11 protein-coding genes are annotated in these 17,801 nt (G+C 61.3%); 5 read left to right on the top strand and 6 right to left on the bottom strand.

The features are described 5' to 3' along the window. On the bottom strand, positions 1-1,749 hold a 1,749-nt coding region (locus tag ACTHNE_RS02460), incomplete at its 3' end, for a M13 family metallopeptidase (protein WP_440268505.1). A gap of 489 nt (positions 1,750-2,238) precedes the next feature. Between ACTHNE_RS02460 and ACTHNE_RS02455 the strand changes: the two genes are divergently transcribed. The 3 genes from ACTHNE_RS02455 to ACTHNE_RS02445 all read left to right on the top strand — a co-directional run bounded on the left by ACTHNE_RS02455 (position 2,239) and on the right by ACTHNE_RS02445 (position 6,438). Next, the gene (locus ACTHNE_RS02455) at positions 2,239-2,826 is read left to right on the top strand and encodes a hypothetical protein (RefSeq protein ID WP_440268504.1); all 588 of its coding nucleotides are present in this window, start codon (positions 2,239-2,241) and stop codon (positions 2,824-2,826) included. A gap of 183 nt (positions 2,827-3,009) precedes the next feature. Continuing rightward, positions 3,010-4,644, top strand: coding sequence for a phospholipase C (locus ACTHNE_RS02450; protein WP_440268503.1), 1,635 nt, complete (start codon positions 3,010-3,012; stop codon positions 4,642-4,644). 219 nt (positions 4,645-4,863) lie between these two features. Further along, positions 4,864-6,438: a multicopper oxidase family protein gene (locus ACTHNE_RS02445; RefSeq protein ID WP_440268502.1), complete on the top strand. Its 1,575-nt coding sequence runs from the start codon at positions 4,864-4,866 to the stop codon at positions 6,436-6,438. A gap of 3 nt (positions 6,439-6,441) precedes the next feature. Here ACTHNE_RS02445 and ACTHNE_RS02440 read toward each other — a convergent pair whose 3' ends face one another. The 5 genes from ACTHNE_RS02440 to ACTHNE_RS02420 form a co-directional block, all read right to left on the bottom strand. Beyond that, the gene (locus ACTHNE_RS02440; protein ID WP_324937707.1) at positions 6,442-7,110 is read right to left on the bottom strand and encodes a DUF502 domain-containing protein; all 669 of its coding nucleotides are present in this window, start codon (positions 7,108-7,110) and stop codon (positions 6,442-6,444) included. A gap of 215 nt (positions 7,111-7,325) precedes the next feature. Beyond that, positions 7,326-8,396: a terpene synthase family protein gene (locus ACTHNE_RS02435; protein ID WP_324937706.1), complete on the bottom strand. Its 1,071-nt coding sequence runs from the start codon at positions 8,394-8,396 to the stop codon at positions 7,326-7,328. Positions 8,397-8,994: 598 nt separating this feature from the next. Next, positions 8,995-10,011 (bottom strand): glycoside hydrolase family 43 protein, encoded by a 1,017-nt coding sequence (locus ACTHNE_RS02430; RefSeq protein WP_440268501.1) that lies wholly within the window; start codon positions 10,009-10,011, stop codon positions 8,995-8,997. 33 nt (positions 10,012-10,044) lie between these two features. Beyond that, on the bottom strand, positions 10,045-11,529 hold the full coding sequence (locus ACTHNE_RS02425) for an MFS transporter (protein WP_324940715.1): 1,485 nt from the start codon (positions 11,527-11,529) through the stop codon (positions 10,045-10,047). 120 nt (positions 11,530-11,649) lie between these two features. After that, the gene (locus tag ACTHNE_RS02420; RefSeq protein ID WP_324940718.1) at positions 11,650-14,517 is read right to left on the bottom strand and encodes a TonB-dependent receptor; all 2,868 of its coding nucleotides are present in this window, start codon (positions 14,515-14,517) and stop codon (positions 11,650-11,652) included. A gap of 348 nt (positions 14,518-14,865) precedes the next feature. Here ACTHNE_RS02420 and ACTHNE_RS02415 point away from each other — a divergent pair, with 348 nt between their 5' ends. After that, the gene (locus tag ACTHNE_RS02415; RefSeq protein WP_324940735.1) at positions 14,866-16,194 is read left to right on the top strand and encodes an MFS transporter; all 1,329 of its coding nucleotides are present in this window, start codon (positions 14,866-14,868) and stop codon (positions 16,192-16,194) included. A 50-nt stretch (positions 16,195-16,244) separates the two neighbouring features. Beyond that, complete coding sequence (uxaC, locus tag ACTHNE_RS02410; protein WP_414649722.1) at positions 16,245-17,657, top strand: glucuronate isomerase; 1,413 nt, start codon at positions 16,245-16,247, stop codon at positions 17,655-17,657. The last annotated feature ends 144 nt before the right edge of the window (positions 17,658-17,801 follow it).

The following is a 17,801-nucleotide window of genomic DNA, read 5'->3' as shown; positions in this document are numbered from 1 at the left end:
CGCGTAGCTGTCGTACTGCTTGACCAGCGCGGCGGTGCGCGCGTCGAACGCCTTCTTGTCCTGCGGCGTCCACCAGTTCACCAGGTTGCCGTGGCCGTCGAACTGGCTGCCCTCGTCGTCGAAGCCGTGGCTGGATTCGTGACCGATCACGAAGCCGATGCCGCCGTAGTTCACCGCATCGTCGCCCTTGGCATAGAAGAACGGCGGCTGCAGGATCGCGGCCGGGAAATTGATGGTGTTGGTGCTGGGGTCGTAGTAGGCGTTGACCGTCTGCGGCGTCATGCCCCATTCGGTGCGATCGGTGGGCTTGCCGATATGGCCGATATCCCACTGATAGTTGAACTTGGCGGCGGCCTGCAGGTCGCCGTAGTAGTCACCCTGCTTGATGTCCAGGCCGTCCCAGCCGCGCCAGTGGTCCGGATAGCCGATCTTGGGCAGGAATTTTTCCCACTTCTGCAGGGCTTTCTGCTTGGTGGCGTCGCTCATCCAGTCCAGATGCGTGATGCGGTCCTTCAGCGCGTCGCGCACGTTGGTGACCAGTTCCTGCGCGCGCTGCTTGGCTTCCGGGGTGAATTCCTTGGCCACGTACAGCTGGCCCAGCGCCTCGCCCATCGAGCCATTGACGGCGCCCAGCACGCGCTTCCACAGCGGCTTCTGCTCCGGCTGGCCGGAAAGCGTCTTGCCGTAGAAGTCGAAACGGTTGTCCTGGAAGGCGGTGCTCAGCGCCGGCGACGCATCGCTGATGGTGTGGAAGCGCAAGTAAGCCTGCCATTGCGAGATCGGCGCGCTGGCCAGCAGCTTGTCGAGCTCAGCGAAGAACTTCGGTTGCGACAGCGAGAAGCCCTTGTCGATGGTCACACCCTGCGCCTTGAAGAAATCCTCCCATTTGAAGTGCGGGGTGATCTTGTCCGCGTCGGCCACGCTTACGAAGTGGTACTGGTTGTCCAGGTCGCGCATCTGCGTGGGCGAGAGCGAGGCTTCGGCCAGCTTGGTTTCGAAGGCCAGCACGTCATCGGCCTGCTTCTTGGCGTCGGCGTCGCTAACGCCGGTCAGTTCCAGCGACTTGGCGATATAGCCCTTGTAGGCTTCGCGAATGTCGGCGTACTTCTTATCGGTGTAGTAGTCGCGCGTGGGCAGGCCCAGGCCCGACTGCTGGGCGAAGCCGATCTGGATCTTGGCATCCTTGAAATCGGCGCCGGAGCCGAAACCGAACACCTGTTGGTCGCCTTCGGCAAAACGGTCGGTGATGTACTTGGCGACGTCGGCCGGTTTCTTCAGCGCATCGATCTGGTCCAGCTGCGGCTTGATCGGCTGGTAGCCGAGCTTGTTGATGGCGTCCTGGTCCATGCCGGCCTGGTACAGGTAGCCGATCTTCTGCTCGATCGACCCCGGCTTGGCCTGTGCGGCGTTCTTGGCGGCCGCTTCCACGATGTCGTGCTGGGTTTTCAGGCTCTGCTCGGCCAGCGCGTCGAAGGCGCCCCAGCGCGTGCGGTCCTGCGGAATCGGGTTGGCGCCCACCCACTTGGCGTTGACGAAGCCGTTGAAGTCCTGACAAGCATTGATGTTGCTGTCCAGCTCGGCCACGTCAAACACGTTCACGGGCTTGGCGGCGCTGGCCGTGGTGGCGGCCGCGACCGGCGCGGTGGAGGCGGGGGCGGGCGCCGGCGCTTGTTCCTGCTTGCCGCAGGCGGCCAGGGCGAAGGTGACGCTCGCGGCGAGCAGCAGCGGCTTCAAATGCTTGTAGGTCATGGATATCCCTCTGAGTGATGTCGGTAATCGCCCGCAGGCGCTCCCACGAAAGCTGGCCGCGACGGGCGGTACCGATGGCGGCCATGACCGCCCACGCTAGGCCACAGGTCATGGTGCACCTAGTGTCAAAGGTCAGGGGTGGGGAAGGGTGGTGGGCTTTCCGTCTGCGCGGCGGTATCAGGCTCCGGACATCTGAGCCTATGCGGCAAGCGCTTCCAAAGACTTTTTCAGGATGGGTGCGATGGATGATCCATGCGACGCAGTCGGCAAAAAAGAGCACTTCCGGCTGCTACAACGGATACGTTGTATTTGTCCAACCATTTGGTGTCCCTCCGTCAAAAGGGAATTGACGGCTCGAGCCTTGCACGATGCAACAGGCAACGCATTCGCAGGATGTGCAACATGCGTTACAGCGGGAATCGACACCGCCCGTCTGAGTATTGGATCTATCGAGATTCATTCATCCCGATTACGCCAGGAGGTGTATCCATGAACTGCAGACTTATTCGGCCTTCGATGGCCATGCTGGTTGGTGCTGCTGTGTTGATGCTTTCGGGTGCTTATGCGGATGCGGCGCACGCTGCGAACGCCAATGCCGGTCTTCTGCCATCAGTCACGTGCACCTTGGGTTGGGATACCACGGAGTTCTCGCCGCCGCTAGGGCTGGCGAATGAAGATGCGAAAGTGACGGCTCAGGGAAGCGTCAATGGTTGTTTACCCAACACCTATGGAATTAGCCGCGCCACTTACACTGTCCAGGCAGCAGGAAACATCAATTGCCTGGAAGGAGGGCAGGCTGGAGGCAGTTTTGCGTTCACGTGGTTTGACGCCCAGAACAATGTGATTGGAGTCAGTACCGCCAGCTACGGTCCTGGATCCGGATCCTTTCAATTACGCCTTGATGGCGCTTCGATCGTTGTGGTGAAGGGGACTGTCCAAAGCGGTCTTTTTGCGGGCGGCAACATGACGTTTCAGACGGATGTGGTGAATCTTGATGTCACCGCTTGCCTGCGCGATACCGGTGTCGGTTCCCTTGCGGGACCGGTTACTGAGGTTACCTTCAGCAGTCCTCTCTAAACGCCAGTTAGCGAGGTGTGAAGCAGCAGGTGGCGCGCTGTCGGCATGCAAGTGACGGTGCGTGCGTAGCCAAATTACCGCGCACCGTCGCACCACTGTTATCCGCTTGTCATCCCCATTGCGTATGGTCGAGCGTATCGCGCTGAGGGGAGCGTGCCCATCGACCGTCACCGGAGACTGCCAATGCGCTCACGTCTTGCCGTCTGTCTTGCCGCAAGCCTGCTTACCTTGTCCGCCGTTGCGATCTGCGCACCGGACCCTGTCACTGAAAATGCCCAGCATGGGCATCATCGCGTGCACACCGCCACGCCGATCAAGCACCTGGTGGTGATCTTCCAGGAAAACGTGTCCTTCGATCACTACTTCGGCACCTATCCATATGCGGCGAACGCGCCGGGCGAGCCGGCGTTCTATCCGAAGGAAAACACGCCCAAGATCAACGGCCTCAGCAAGGAATTGCTGACCAACAACCCCAATGCCCGCAACGCCGCCAATGGCGTGGGTGCGATCAATCCGTTCCGCCTGTCGCGCGCGCAGGCCGCCACGGCCGACCAGGATCACGACTACATGCCCGAACAGCAGGCGTTCAACAACGGCGCCATGGACCTGTTCCCCAAATACACCGGTTCGGGCGAAACGCTGCCGGGCGGCACCACCGCTGAAAACGGCACCGGCCAGGTGATGGGCTATTACGACGGCAACACCGTCACCGCGCTGTGGCATTACGCGCAGCATTTCGCGATGAGCGACAACAGCTACAACACCACCTTCGGCCCGTCCACGCCTGGCGCGCTGAACCTGGTTGCCGGCCAGACCAACGGCGTCAGCGACCAGCTCGCCGCCGCCGGCGACATCGTGGCCGATGGCCAGGGCGGCTACACGCTGATCAGCGATGCCGATCCGATCGACGATGTCTGTTCCAACACCAGCGGCGGGCGCGTGCGCATGGCCGGCAAGAACGTGGGCGACCTGCTCAACGCCAAGGGCATCACCTGGGGCTTCTTCGAAGGCGGCTTCGATCTCACCGCGGTGAATGCCAACGGCACCACTGGCTGCAAGCGCAGCACCACTTCGGCCATTACCCAGGTGAAGAAGGCCGATTACATTCCGCATCACCAGCCGTTCCAGTATTACGCCAGTACCGCCAACCCGACGCATGCGCGTCCCACCTCGGTGGCAATGATCGGCCACAACGGCGACGCGGCCAATCACCAGTACGACCTCAGTGATTTCTACGCCGCGGTCGATGCGGGCAACATGCCGGCGGTGAGCTTCCTCAAGGCGCCGGGCTACCAGGATGGCCACGCCGGCTATTCCGATCCGCTGGACGAACAGCAGTTCATCGTGCACGTGATCAACTATCTGCAGACGCGTCCGGAATGGCGCGATACCGCGGTGGTGATCGCCTATGACGACTCCGACGGCTGGTATGACCACCAGCCCGCGCCGCAGTTGAACGCATCGCAAAGCAGCCAGGATGCATTGAACGCGCCAGGCGTGTGCAAGGGCCGCGCCACGCTGGCGGGCGTGAACACCGACAAGCCGGTGCAGGGCCGCTGCGGCTATGGCCCGCGCCTGCCGTTGCTGGTGGTGTCGCCGTGGGCGCGACGCAACCATGTCGATCACACCTTGACCGACCAAAGCTCCGTCACGCGCTTTATCGAAGACAACTGGCTCAACGGACAGCGAATCGGCGGCGGCTCCTTCGACGCCATCGCCGGCACGCTGAACCGCATGTTCGACTTCGACGATCCGTTCCCGGAAAACCGTCGCCTGTTCCTGGATGAAAGCACCGGCGAGCCGCTGAAGAAGTGGTAAGTGCGTGCATTCCCTCTCCCCTTTTCGGGGAGAGGGGCCAGGGGTCACACTCGCGACCATCGTTATTTATGGTCAACGATGATAAGCACGTAGGTTGGGGTGCGAACCCTAACATCGTGATACCCGTATAGATGGCGACGTTGGGGTTCGCGTACGCTCACCCCAACCTACGGAGAGTGCTTCATCTTGCCTTCCCGCCGTGATTTTCTGAAATGGTCCATGCTAGGCGCAGGTGCTGCATCGCTGCGCCTGCGCGCCCACGACATGCACGCCATGCCGAAGATGGGCGGCGGCAGCGCCCTGTGCAAACACCTGGTGGCGGATCAGCCGAACGTACCGCGCCTGCTCGATCCGAGCCAGCTGAAACCGTTCGTCGATGCATTGCCCTTGCCGCCCGTATTGCGCAGCGACGGCAAGCCATTGCGCGTGGACATGCACGAAACCGAGCAGCGCCTGCACCGCGACCTGCCGCCCACGCGCGTATGGACCTACGGCGGCTGCATGCCTGGTCCCACCATCGAAGCGCAAAGCGGCAAGGAGTTGCGCATCGATTGGCGCAACGCGTTGCCATCGAAACATTTCCTGCCGATCGATCACCGTATCCACGGCGCCGAAAAGGACAAGCCCGAAGTGCGCGCCATCGTGCACGTGCACGGCGGCTGCGTGCCGACCGCCAGCGACGGCTATCCGGACGACTGGTACGTGCCCGGCCAATCACGCCTGCATACCTATCCCAACAAGCAGGACGCGGCGACGCTCTGGTATCACGACCACGCCATGGGCATCAATCGCCTGAACATCTATGCGGGCATGTTCGGCAACTACATTCTGCGCGATACGCACGAGCATGCGCTCAACCTGCCGCAAGGCGAGCAGGAAATTCCGCTGACGCTGAGCGATCGCCTGCTCACCACCGATGCGCAGCTTTATTATCCGGTATCCGGCAACAGCGAGGCGCCGTGGGTGTCGGAGGTGTTCGGCAACGCCATGCTGGTCAATGGCGCGCTGCTGCCGTACCTGGACGTGCAGCCGCGCCGTTATCGGTTCCGTGTGCTCAACGCATCCAATGCGCGCTTCTTCAATCTGAAGTTGCGCGATGGTCGTCCGTTTCTTCAGATCGGCAGCGACCAGGGCCTGCTCGCGGCACCGGTCACGCAGCACAGCGTATTCATTGCGCCGGGCGAACGCGTAGATATCGTCATCGACTTTGCGTCACTGGCCGGACAGCAGATCGAGCTGATCAACGACGCGCTGCCGATCATGCAATTTCGCGTGGCCAGCGGACGCGTGCGCGATTCCAGCGTCGTACCGGCCGTGTTGCGCGACGTGCCGCGCACGCCCGAATCGGCCGCCATGCAGCAGCGCATGCTAACGCTGGATTCCTACCAGGATTGCGTGGCCGAACCGATGCTGATGCTGCTCGCCGGCAAGCGTTGGCATGAACCGGTGACGGAAAAGCCGGTGCTGGGCAGCACCGAAATCTGGAACCTGATCAACCTTACCGACGATTCGCATCCCATCCACCTGCATCTGGTGCGCTTCCAGATCCTGGATCGCCGGCCGTTCGACGCGGGTGAATGGATGGATGCGCAAACCGTGCGCTACACCGGCCTTGCGCAGGCGCCTTCAGTCGGCGAGGCAGGATGGAAAGACGTGGTGCAGGCGTGGCCGGGCATGATCACGCGCATCATCGTGCGCTTCGATGGTTATCCAGGCCGTTATGCGTGGCATTGCCATCTGCTGGAGCACGAAGCGAACGAGATGATGCGGCCATTCGAAGTGATGCCCGCCTGACGTTCAACCGATGCTTTTCTCCGGCAACGCGGCCGGCGCTGCGGGCAAGGTATCGGGCGCCACTGCGCCGCCGGAAATGATGAACGCCATCGCCTGGTCCATGGTCCAGTCGGTGGGTGTCAACTCGGCCAGCGGCACCACTTCCAGATAACCGCCGGTGGGGTTGGGCGTGGTGGGAATGTACACCGCGGCCATTTCGCGCCCGGTGCCTTCTTCGGTCATCACGCGTGTGACGAAGCCGACCACCTTCATGCCCTTGCGCGGGAAATCCACCAGCACCACGCGCTGCGCGCCGCTAGGCTTGTTCTGTAGCACCGTCATCAACTTCTTGGTGCCGCCATAGATGGTCTGCACCAGCGGAATGCGCTGCAACAGGCTATCGAACGCTTGCAGCAGCCGCTGGCCGATCATGCGATTGGCGAGAAAGCCGAGCAAATACAACGTGGCCAGGGTCAGCACCAGCGCCAGCACATAAGTTATCCAGCCATGGCTGAGCTGATCGGCCACCTGCGGCGATACCCAACCCAGCGCGCCCACGAAGGCCGCCACCAGCGGCGCGCCAAGATCGGCCAAAACCCCGACGATGAACTTGAACACCAGCCAAGTCACCCACAGCGGCATGAAAGTAAGCAGGCCGGTGATGAGATAGCGTTTCAGGCGCAGCGGCGGCATGGGCGGCTCGGGGCGGGAAGGGCGCCATATTGTAGGGCCAAAGCCAGACGGTACTTATGGCCTCTTGCCCTGATGGACTCCCTCCCCTGCACGCAGGGGAGGGTTGGGGTGGGGTTGTTCGAGCTTGCCGCAAAGCTGAAATCTACCGCGAGAGCTGTTTTTTTCCCGCTGCTTCGCGCGGAGAGATGGCGATATTGGGGTTCTTTGGCTGGCGCTTACATGTCCTCCTTCAGGCACATATCGCGAACGTAAGGCGGTTGCGCGCGATCCTCCCATTCCTCCACGCGATAGCGACCGGATTCGTGATGAAACCAATACACGGAGGAAATCCAGTTGCGCATGTTGGACAGGCAATGGCGTACGGCGCCCTCCATCTCCGGCGCAAGCTGCTCCGAAGCGAGGCGGCGCAGCAACGTTTGTTCCGCGCGCAGAAAATCCTTTACTCGTGAAGTTACCCGGCGGCGTACTTCGGCGATGGCTTCAGGCATCGAAAGATCATGGTGATGAATCAGGCTAATGCCAAGGTTGTGCAATTCACCGCTCGCCAATTCCTTCGGTAGCGAACACAGATCGTTGTACCAGCCGGAGAATTCCTGGCTGGCGAGGCCGGCATCGCGATATTCCGGCCAGTCGATGACATCGCGCGGCAAGGCTTGCCCTGCCGCCAGTTCCAGGCAATCAATCCACACCTCATAGCCGAAAGTATGGCGGCGGAGCGCGAGGTAATCTTCAACGGAAGGTACGAGCTGCGCGATCCGTTCGTGGTACTCCCGGTCGTATGCCTCGATGACTGCATGGAAGTGCGTGGCAAAGCGTTTGTTCCAGCGCTCGTCCAACTGCTGGTAGAAGCGCTGCACGCAATCAGCAAGTCCGGCAACCAACGGATCAGGATCATTCGTATGCAGCGAAGGTTCGCTCAGCACTATGTGCAACGCATCGCGCAATCGACCCCAGCGACGATCGTGCCCATGCAGCGCATAGCGCCCATGGTGATCGTCCCAGATAAAAAACCAGATGCTGAAATCCAAAATCGTACGCAGGGCTTTGGCGGGGGCGTCGACGTAGTAGCCGGCAACCAGGTTGACGTAGCGCAAGCCGTTGGCATGGATACGGGCGATATCCGGTGGCAGCAATCCGCGTGCCACTGTCCATGCGTGAGTTTGGCTGCGAAGTTGCAGCCAGTTCTGATCCCGGTGGCGGGTAAATTGTGTTTCCACCAGCGCAATGGCGTATTCAGGAGATACGACAAGCGAGAGGCCATCGTCCAGGATAGATTGGCTGTTCATTGCGATCACCGTTCACAAGAAGCTGCGAAGCGTTGTGCACGAGCAAAGAAGCACATCACGCAAGCTCGTTGAATCCACCGACATGCAGCGGGGATACGACTAGTGGTCGGACGCGGTCATTGCGGAACGGACACACCAGGTACCCGTCATCGACCGTGCTGCCGTAGCCCGTTTCTGCCCCATGAAAGAACCGATACGTCGAGCGCCTGGATTGAGCTCCTTGCTGAAACACGCCGCGAACCAGGCACTGGGAAAGGGCAGGCTCTGGCGCGGCCGCAAACCGGCATCGTCACCAGCGCTCAGTGGAATGGTCACGGAAATGATCTGGCTCATCGAAATCCCTTCGCGTCTCAAGATCACTGGTAGATGGCATGACAGCGCGCGTCAATGCGTCGCGAGGAGCATATCGCCCGCCCCCATAAGTCAAAAGCAGCATGGACGTCACAGATCGTTGTGGTTGACGAACCTGCGAAAGGGCGCAACTTCACGAACGGATAACAGGGGCAGGTTCGGTCAGCGCGAGATGGCAGTTGTGCGCGTCGGGACTCAGCGCGTTCGGGGCATCGGGCCAGGCGGTGCTGATGCAGCTACGACACGCTCAACGCCCATACGGATCGATGCGCACGATTTTCCCTTCCGCGTCGTGCTGCAACTCCGTCATCTTCATGGAGCGCAAATGCGTAACGCCACCGGACAGCATCGAGTCGTGATAGAACAGATACCACTTGCCGCCGAACTGGCAGATGGAGTGATGGGTGGTCCAGCCGACGACTTCGCTCAGGATCTGCCCTTGGTAAGTAAACGGCCCATGCGGGTTGTCGCCCGTGGCATAGCAGATGAAACGGGTGTCGCCGGTGGAGTACGAGAAGTAATACGTGCCTTGATGCTTGTGCACCCATGGCGCTTCGAAATAACGGCGCGCATGATCCCCGGCGCGTAGCGGCGTCCCATGTTCGTCGAGAATAACCACTTCGCGAGGCGCTTCGGAGAACTGTCGCATGTCGTCGCCGAGGCGCGCCACGCGTGCACCCAGCGCGGGCTGGTCGGCAGCGGGTTCGTCATGGTGTTCGGCATAGAGGTTGTCGCGATATTTCTGCAACTGTCCGCCCCAGATGCCACCGAAATACATGTAATGCGCGCCATCGTCGTCTTCGTAAACCGCCGGGTCGATCGAATAACTGCCGGCCATGGCCTCGGGTTCCGCCACGAACGGACCTTCGGGACGGTCGGCTACGGCTACGCCGATCTGGAACAGGCCGTTCGCGCGCTTGGCCGGAAAATAAAGGTAGTAGCGGCCATCCTTGCAGGCGGCATCCGGCGCCCACATCTGCCGCGCCGCCCATGGCACGTCCTTCACATGCAGCGCGACACCGCAATCGATCGGTTTGCTGTCGGGTGAATCCATGCGGAAGACGTGGTAGTCCTCCATGCAGAAATGATCGCCGTTATCGTTGAACGGCGCGCCGCCATCGATATCGTGCGAGGGGTAGATATACAGCGCTCCATTGAATGCATGCGCGGAAGGGTCTGCGGTATACAAGTGCGTCACCAGCGGCGGCGAGATGGCGCTGGCGGACAGCGACTGCAGGTCGCGCTTTTCCGTTTCATCGGACATCGAACGAATCCATCAAGAAGGTACTTTGGAAAATCAACGAGGCAGTGCGGCCTCAAGCCGGCGTGAATCCAGGTCCTGCTCGATCTTCCGCTCCAGCGGCTTGTCGATCTCGTACAGGAACATCAGCGCCACAGCGGCCAGGAACGGGATGGCGCACAACACGCTCACTGCCAGGCGGATGCCGTCGATGGCATCGGCGGACTGCGCCGCCGCATCGGCGCGATAGCCGTGCATGGCGAGGATGCCCGCTACGAGTGCGCCGCCGACGCTGAGCCCCACTTTAAGTCCACACAACATGGCGGAGAAGATCATCGCGGTGGCGCGTCGCCGGTTTTTCCATTCGGAGTAGTCGGCCACGTCCGCGATCATCGCCCACAGCAGTGGAATGGTGATGCCGTAGAAGAAGCCGTGGAAGATGTACGAGACCATCACCAGCGATACGGCATCGGGTGGATAGAAGTAGAAGGCGAGCAGGAAAAGGGTCGAGGCCAGCAGCGCGCCGCTGAACACATTGCGTTTGCCGAACCGATCGGCCAGCGGCTTGGAGAATCCGATGCCGAGGATCATGCAGAGTATGCCCAGCGCATTGAACAGGCTGAACGCCGAGGTCGGCGCATCTTTCGGCCAACGGAAACTGGCCAGGCCGATGCCACCAAGCAATTGATTCAACCCCGCAATGAAACCATTGAAGCCTAGATGGTCGAGAAATGCGGAAAGTTGCGTGTCGCTGAGGTAATACTTGAAGTAGTAGATATACATCCCACCCTTCAGGGCGAGATTGACGAACACCAGCACCGTCACTGCCAGCATGATCTGCCATGGGCGGTTCCTGGCGAGGTCGAGGAGATCCTCGCGAATGCTCGACGCCTGTTGCTGGCTTGGCACCACGCGCTCGCGGGTGGTGAAGAAAGTAATCAGGAAAAACACCGTGCCGACGATGGCGAACACGGTCATCGTATTGTGGAAACCACGCGCCTTGTCGCCGTCGCCAAGGATCAGCACCAGCGGCAGCAGCAGTACCTGGATGATGAACTGCGCGATCATCACGGCCACGAACCGGTAGGACGACAGGCTGTTGCGCTCGGCCATATTGCCGGTGAGCACGCCGCTCAGCGCGGAGTAGGGCAGGTTGTTGGCGACGTAAACGGCGACCAAGAGCGAATACGTCGCCAACGCATACGTTACCTTGCCTTGTTCGCCAAGAGTTGGCGTGCTGAACGCCAGCAGCGATAGCGCGCCGAACGGCACCGCCGTCCACAACACCCATGGCCGGAACTTGCCCCAGCGCGTATGCGTGCGGTCGGCAATCAACCCCATTGCCGGCGTGAATACGAACGCGCCGAGCAGGCCGACTGCGAAAATGATGCTGGCCGCTGTGCCTGCGGGAATACGGAATACATCGGTATAGAAGAAGGCGAGAAAGGTCACCAGTGTCTGGAAAATCAGGTTGGCGGCAAGATCGCCCAGGCTGTAGCCGATTTTTTCGAGCACTGAAAGCGATTGGCTGGAGTTGTTCATATGCGCCGAATGATGCTTCCCGATGAATAGTGCATCTGTGTTGAGCCGTGGGTTGTCAAGAAAGCCATCATTCTCAGCAGCGTCATTCCAGCCTTCGCCGGAATGACGCTCCGCTTTTTTTTAGAAACTTCCGCGCACGCCAAGCAGAATCGTATAGCCAGGATCGAAATACGTATATGCGGCATTGTTGTAGGTCAGCGTTTGTCGCAGCGACGACTTGGTCATGTTGATGAAGTTCAGCGTCACCATTGGTTTCGACGGCAGGTTGGCGAACTGGTAGCTCGCCGACATGTCCAGCTGGCCGCGCGCATCGGACTTGATCTGCGCGAACGGCAGGCCGTTCTGGTTCGGCGTCGAATCGATGGCGGCCGAATTCCACGTGTACGACACGCGGACCGTTGCGCCGTAGCCTTCCCAGTAACCGGTGAGGTTATAGGTGTGTGGCGAAATGCCGATCGCCTGCGCCGGCACGCCGCTGCCTATGCTTCGCTGCGACACCACCGTGTAGTTGGTCTGTAGCCCCAAGCCCTTGTAGATGAAGTCCAGCGGCTGCACCCAGGTGGCTTCCGCGCCGCGCAGGAACAAGGTGCCGTTGGCGTTGACCTGCTGTTGTACCTGCACCATGGCCGCATTGGCGCCGCCGCGCTGATCGATCGCCACCTGCTGTTGCGGCGTCAGGCTGGCATACGGCACGCCCAATTGGGTGAAGGGAATCAGGTTGACGCCGTTGACGGTGAAGCCGGTGATGCGCTTGCCGAACAGATCCAGCGCGACATAACCTTCGTTGCCCGTGTACCACTCGCCGCCGAAATCCAGATTGGTGGAGAGGTACGGCTTCAGCTTCGGATTGCCCTGCGTAGCGGTTTCCGCGGAAGGATCGCTGAAGTTGGTGTTCGGCACCATCGCGCTGGGATCGGGCCGGGTCATCGAACGCGAAGCGGCCAGGCGCAGAACCACGTTGTCGGTCGCGTTGTAGGCCAGGTTGAACGATGGCAGGTAAATGCCGTAGGCCTGCTTCAGATTCATGTACTGCAACTGGCCGCCGATCGATGAGGGGCCGGCAATGGTCTGGTCGGTGTAGGCATGGCGCACACCCACGTTGGCGCGCAGGTCATGGCCCCACAGGTTGAACTTGCGATTGCCTTCCAGATACCAGGCCCAGGTGCTTTCCTCCAGGAAGGAGGTGTTGGCGCCGGTGGAAGCGGAAGTGGATAACGGCGCAGTGGCGTTGTAGTAGCCAAAGTTCGTCGCCGCCATCAGCGCGGGGTAATTGGCTTGCACGAAGCCGGCAGGGCCGGGCATCAAGTACTGGCCCCATGCGCCGTTGGGAATGGCGGCCTTGACCGCGTTGCCGTAGGCCGAGCTGTTGTCGAACGCGGAGATGTTGCGGGCGATGTCGTCATAGGCGATGCCGACCCTGACGTTGTTGCTGTCATCACCGATCTGCAGGTCTTCGTGCGTGCCCTTGTTGGTCGTAACGCGCGCCTCGTTCTGGATGTTGACGCGGTAGTACTGCCAGCCCAGGTTGGGATTGTTCAAATCGACGTTGGGCGTGGCGATCGGGAAATTGCCGCCGTTGTTGTTGTAGCTGATGGTGGTGCCTTGCCCAAGCGGCGTCTGCACCAGGAACGACGGCGCCTGGTTGAGATACCAGCTGCGCTGCACGTAGCCCTGGAAATCGAGCTTGATGTTTTCATCGCTGCCGAACAGCAGCTCGCCGCCGGGATTGATGTTGTAGAACTTCAAATGCTCAGTGTAGGGACGCGCTTCCATGAAATACTGCGCGTTGGCAAACGTGGCGCTGGTCACCACATTGTTCTGGTCCACCTTCATGTTGACCGGGATCATCGCGCCATTGCGCCCGATCAGGTCCACGTCGATACGGTTGAAGTCGTTTTCCTTCTTGGAAAACAGCGTGTCCAGATAGAAGTGCGCGCGCTCGTCCGGGCGAAATTCCAATGACAGCAAACCGGATTGGCGATCGTTGATGCCGTGCACGTAGGCAGGGCGGCCCAGGCGGGGGATCAGTGCGTTGGCGATCTGCTCCGTATTCAGGCCGGGGTTGTGCGCCAGCAGCCAGGCATTGTCGATGGTCTGTCCGGCCGTCAGTCCGGCGCCGGCGCCAGCCGGTACCGTACCCGGAATGAACCAGCTGCCGCCCGCGGGGCTGCAGGAGCCCGAGGTGATACCGCATTGGCCCGCGCTCAGGTGCGGCGTGGTCCAGCCGATCGTTTCGTAACCGCGCACGTCGTAATCGTTCTTGGATGCCTGCAATCCCACCAGCACGCCGAACGTGTTGTCGGCGTTGGTCCAACTGCCGATAAGGGCACCGCGCGGCCGCACGTTCTTGCCGACGGAGCTGTAGCTGCCTTGCGCCGAATACGTCAGATGCATGCCCGGGTTGTCGAACGGGCGCGTGGTACGCATGTCGACCACGCCGGCCACACCGCCTTCGGTCATGTCGGCCTGTGGTGTCTTGTTTACCGTCAGCTGCGTGAAGAATTCGGTGGGTAGCAGATCCAGATCCACCTCGCGGTTCTGGTTCTGCGCGCCGAGCGTGCCGGCGGATGCCACGGCGATCTGGTTGCCGTTGAACAGGATCTTGGTGAAGTCGGTGCCCAGGCCGCGAATCTGGATGTTCTTGCCTTCACCGGTGACGTCGCGCGTCAGCTGGACGCCCGGCACGCGATTGAGCGATTCGGCGATATTCAAATCGGGGAATTTGCCGATGTCTTCGGCATACACGGTATCCACCACGTTTGTCGCATCACGCTTGGCGTTGGTGGAGAACTCGATACTGTTGCGATAGCCGCCGTTTACGTTGACGGTGGCGAGCTGTTTGACAGGCTTCTGCGCATTGGCCGGTGCCGGGCTTGGTGCTGGCGGGGACGATGATGAGGTGTCCTGCGCATGGGTTGCACTTGCTGCGCCGAGCAGGGCCAACGTCAAGGCGTGCGACAACAGGGTTCTTGCAAATAGCTTTTGCACCGTACTCCCCTCCCTCAGATTTTTTTAATGGCTTTTGATCGAGCCGCCGAACGTCCGGCCGAATGTCTGGCGTGCCGGTCGCCTTCATGAGGAAAGGTAGCGCTAACATTTTCGACTGGCACGCTGCAGGGCAGCATGAGGGCTGCTGGCTAACGCGGCGGAGAAAAGCCCGCGGAAAAAAGGGGTGGAGTGGCCTGATAGGCCCGGCAATAGTGTATTGCGGCTATGCAAGGTGGTTTTTGCGCAGGCCTGTGTTAATGATAGCGCTAACAAGTCGGCCGCCGGTTCGCAAAGGGGCGGGGCGTGCCGACGATGACGGGAGGGATGCGAGTGGAGGCTGCGCGCGACATGGATCAATCGGGCGAAGCGGGCGTGAATGCAGCGCCTGTCGCGAAGGCGGGCACCTACCGCTGGCGCGTGTGCGCGATGCTGTTGCTGGCAACCACCATCAACTACATCGATCGCCAGGTGCTTGGCGTGCTTGCACCGTTTCTGCAGGAAAAAATCGGCTGGAGCGAACTCGAATACAGCTATATCGTCACCGCGTTCCAGGCGGCGTATGCCATCGGCCTGCTTGGCGCCGGCGCAATCATCGATAAGTTCGGCACGCGTATCGGCTATGCGCTGGCGATCGGCGTGTGGAGCCTTGCCGCGGCAAGCCATGCGCTGGCCACTGGCGTGGTCAGTTTCGCGGTAGCGCGTTTCGCGCTGGGGCTGGGTGAGTCCGGCAATTTTCCGGCGGCAATCAAGGCGGTGGCCGAATGGTTTCCGCAGCGCGAGCGGGCGATGGCCGCGGGCATCTTCAACGCCGGCTCGAACATTGGCGCCCTTATCGCGCCGGTGCTGGTGCCGGTGGTGGCCGCGCGCTGGGGCTGGCAGGCGGCGTTTCTTTGCACGGGCACGCTCAGCGCCATGTGGCTGGTGATGTGGTTGCGTACCTATCGAACGCCGGATACGCAACCGAAGCTATCCGCTGCCGAACGCGCCTATATCGGGCACGAAGCGCGAACGGGACAGCAACGCGTGCCGTGGTCGAAACTGCTGCGGCATCCGCAAGCCTGGACCATGGTCGCCGCCAAGTTCATCACCGATCCCATCTGGTGGTTCTTCTTGTTCTGGCTACCGAAATTCCTGCATGCGCAATACGGCCTGAGTCTGCTGGAGCTGGGCTTGCCGCTGGTCGTCGTGTTCGTGCTGGCCGACCTGGGCAGCATTGCGGGCGGCTGGCTGGCGGGCAGGCTGATCAGGTTCGGCTGGAGCGTGAACCGTGCGCGCAAGGGCGCCATGCTCGTCTGTGCGCTGCTGATCGTGCCGGTTGCTTTTGCGGCGAAGGCCAATCATCTGTGGCTGGCGGTGGCGCTGATCGGCATGGCCACGGCGGGGCATCAGGGCTGGTCGGCCAATGTCTATACGCTCGCTTCGGATCTGTTTCCGCGCGATGCAGTCGCGTCGGTGGTCGGCATGGGCGGCTTCGCCGGCGCCGTAGGGGGCATGCTGATTTCCACGGTAATCGGATTGCTGCTGCAGGCTACCGGCAGCTACGTGCCGGTGTTCATGCTCGCCGGTTCGGCGTATCTGATTGCGCTTGGCGTGGTGCACGCGCTCGCTCCACGCCTGCAACCGGTGCGGCTGCAAAGCGCTTCCGTTTCCGCCGGCGATGCCGATAAGCCGCTGTGAGCAAGATTCGCGTTTCACTTTCCGGAATGTCACACGCCATGAAACTTGCCATGCTTCCGATGAAGCTGCACCAGGATCGTCTTTTCCCCTCCGATCCCACCCAGCGGGCGATAGCCCGCCGTTTGTACGAACTGATCGCCAACCTGCCGATCATCAGTCCGCACGGCCACACCGATGCGGCCTGGTTCGCGGACAACATGCCATTCGCCAATGCGAGCGAATTGCTGCTGGTGCCGGACCATTATGTGTTTCGCATGCTCTACAGCCAGGGCATTGCGCTTGATGCCCTGGGCATTCCGCGGCGCGACGGTTCGCGCGCCGCCGTTGATCCGCGCGAGGCATGGCGGCTGTTCGCGCAAAACATCCATCTGTTTCGAGGCACGCCATCGTCGTTGTGGTTGAACCATGTCTTCCACGATGTGTTCGGCCTGCGCGTGCGCCTGGAAGCGCGCACAGCGGATCTGTACTACGACCACATCACCACCGCGCTGGCGCGGGCGGAATTCCGGCCGCGTGCGCTGTTCGAGCGCTTCCGTATCGAAGTGCTGGCGACGACTGAATCGCCCATCGATTCGCTGCAGCATCATGCGGTTATTCGCAGCAGTGGATGGGGTGGACGGGTCATCACGGCGTATCGGCCCGATATCGTGGTCGACCCCGAGCACGAACAGTTTTCCGCCGCGCTGGAAACCTTCGGCGCACTCACCGGCGAGGACGTGCACACATGGACAGGCTACCTGCGAGCGCATCGCCAGCGGCGCGCGTTTTTTGCCGAGGCCGGCGCAACGTCGACCGATCATGGCCATCCCACTGCGGCCACCGCGAACCTTTCCGCTGCCCAAGCCGGCAAGTTGTTCGAACGGATCGTACGCGGCAGGGCCAGTGCGCAGGATGCCGAGCTGTTCCGCGCACAGATGCTGACCGAGATGGCCGCCATGAGCCTGGATGATGGCCTGGTGATGCAGCTTCACCCCGGCTGTTTCCGCAACCACAATCGCGAGCTGTTCGAACGCTATGGACGCGACAAAGGTGCGGATCTGCCGTTGCGCACCGACTACATGCATGCGCTGAAGCCTTTGCTCGATCGTTTCGGCAACGAGCCGAAGTTCAGGATGATCCTGTTCACGCTGGACGAAAGCACCTATAGCCGTGAGCTGGCGCCCATGGCTGGCCATTACCCGGCGCTCTACTTGGGCCCGGCGTGGTGGTTCCACGATGCACCGGAGGGTATGTGGCGCTTTCGCGAATGGAGTTTGAGCAGCGCCGGGTTCTACAACACCGTCGGCTTCAACGACGACACGCGCGCGTTCCTGTCGATTCCGGCGCGCCACGATGTTGCGCGGCGGGTGGATTGTGCGTTTCTTGCCAAGCTGGTGGCCGAGCATCGGCTGGATGAGGATGAGGCGGCGGAGCTTGCGTTTGATCTGGCGTACCGGTTGCCGAAGCAGGCGTATAAGTTGTGATGTTGCGGGATGTCATACGGACGAAGGCTGGGGTGTAGAGTCCAAGGTTCGCCATAAACCACTTCCTCGCGAGTCGTGGGTGCCGGCGAGGGCCGCAACCCACCGGAGGGGGGGGAGGGGGGTGCCGCCGGCGCGGGCCTGGAG

This window comes from Dyella sp. (assembly GCF_051954575.1).
Classification (GTDB): Bacteria; Pseudomonadota; Gammaproteobacteria; order Xanthomonadales; family Rhodanobacteraceae; genus Dyella_B.
The sequence above is the reverse complement of the archived record's forward strand: the minus strand, read 5'-3'. Positions and strand labels throughout refer to the sequence as shown.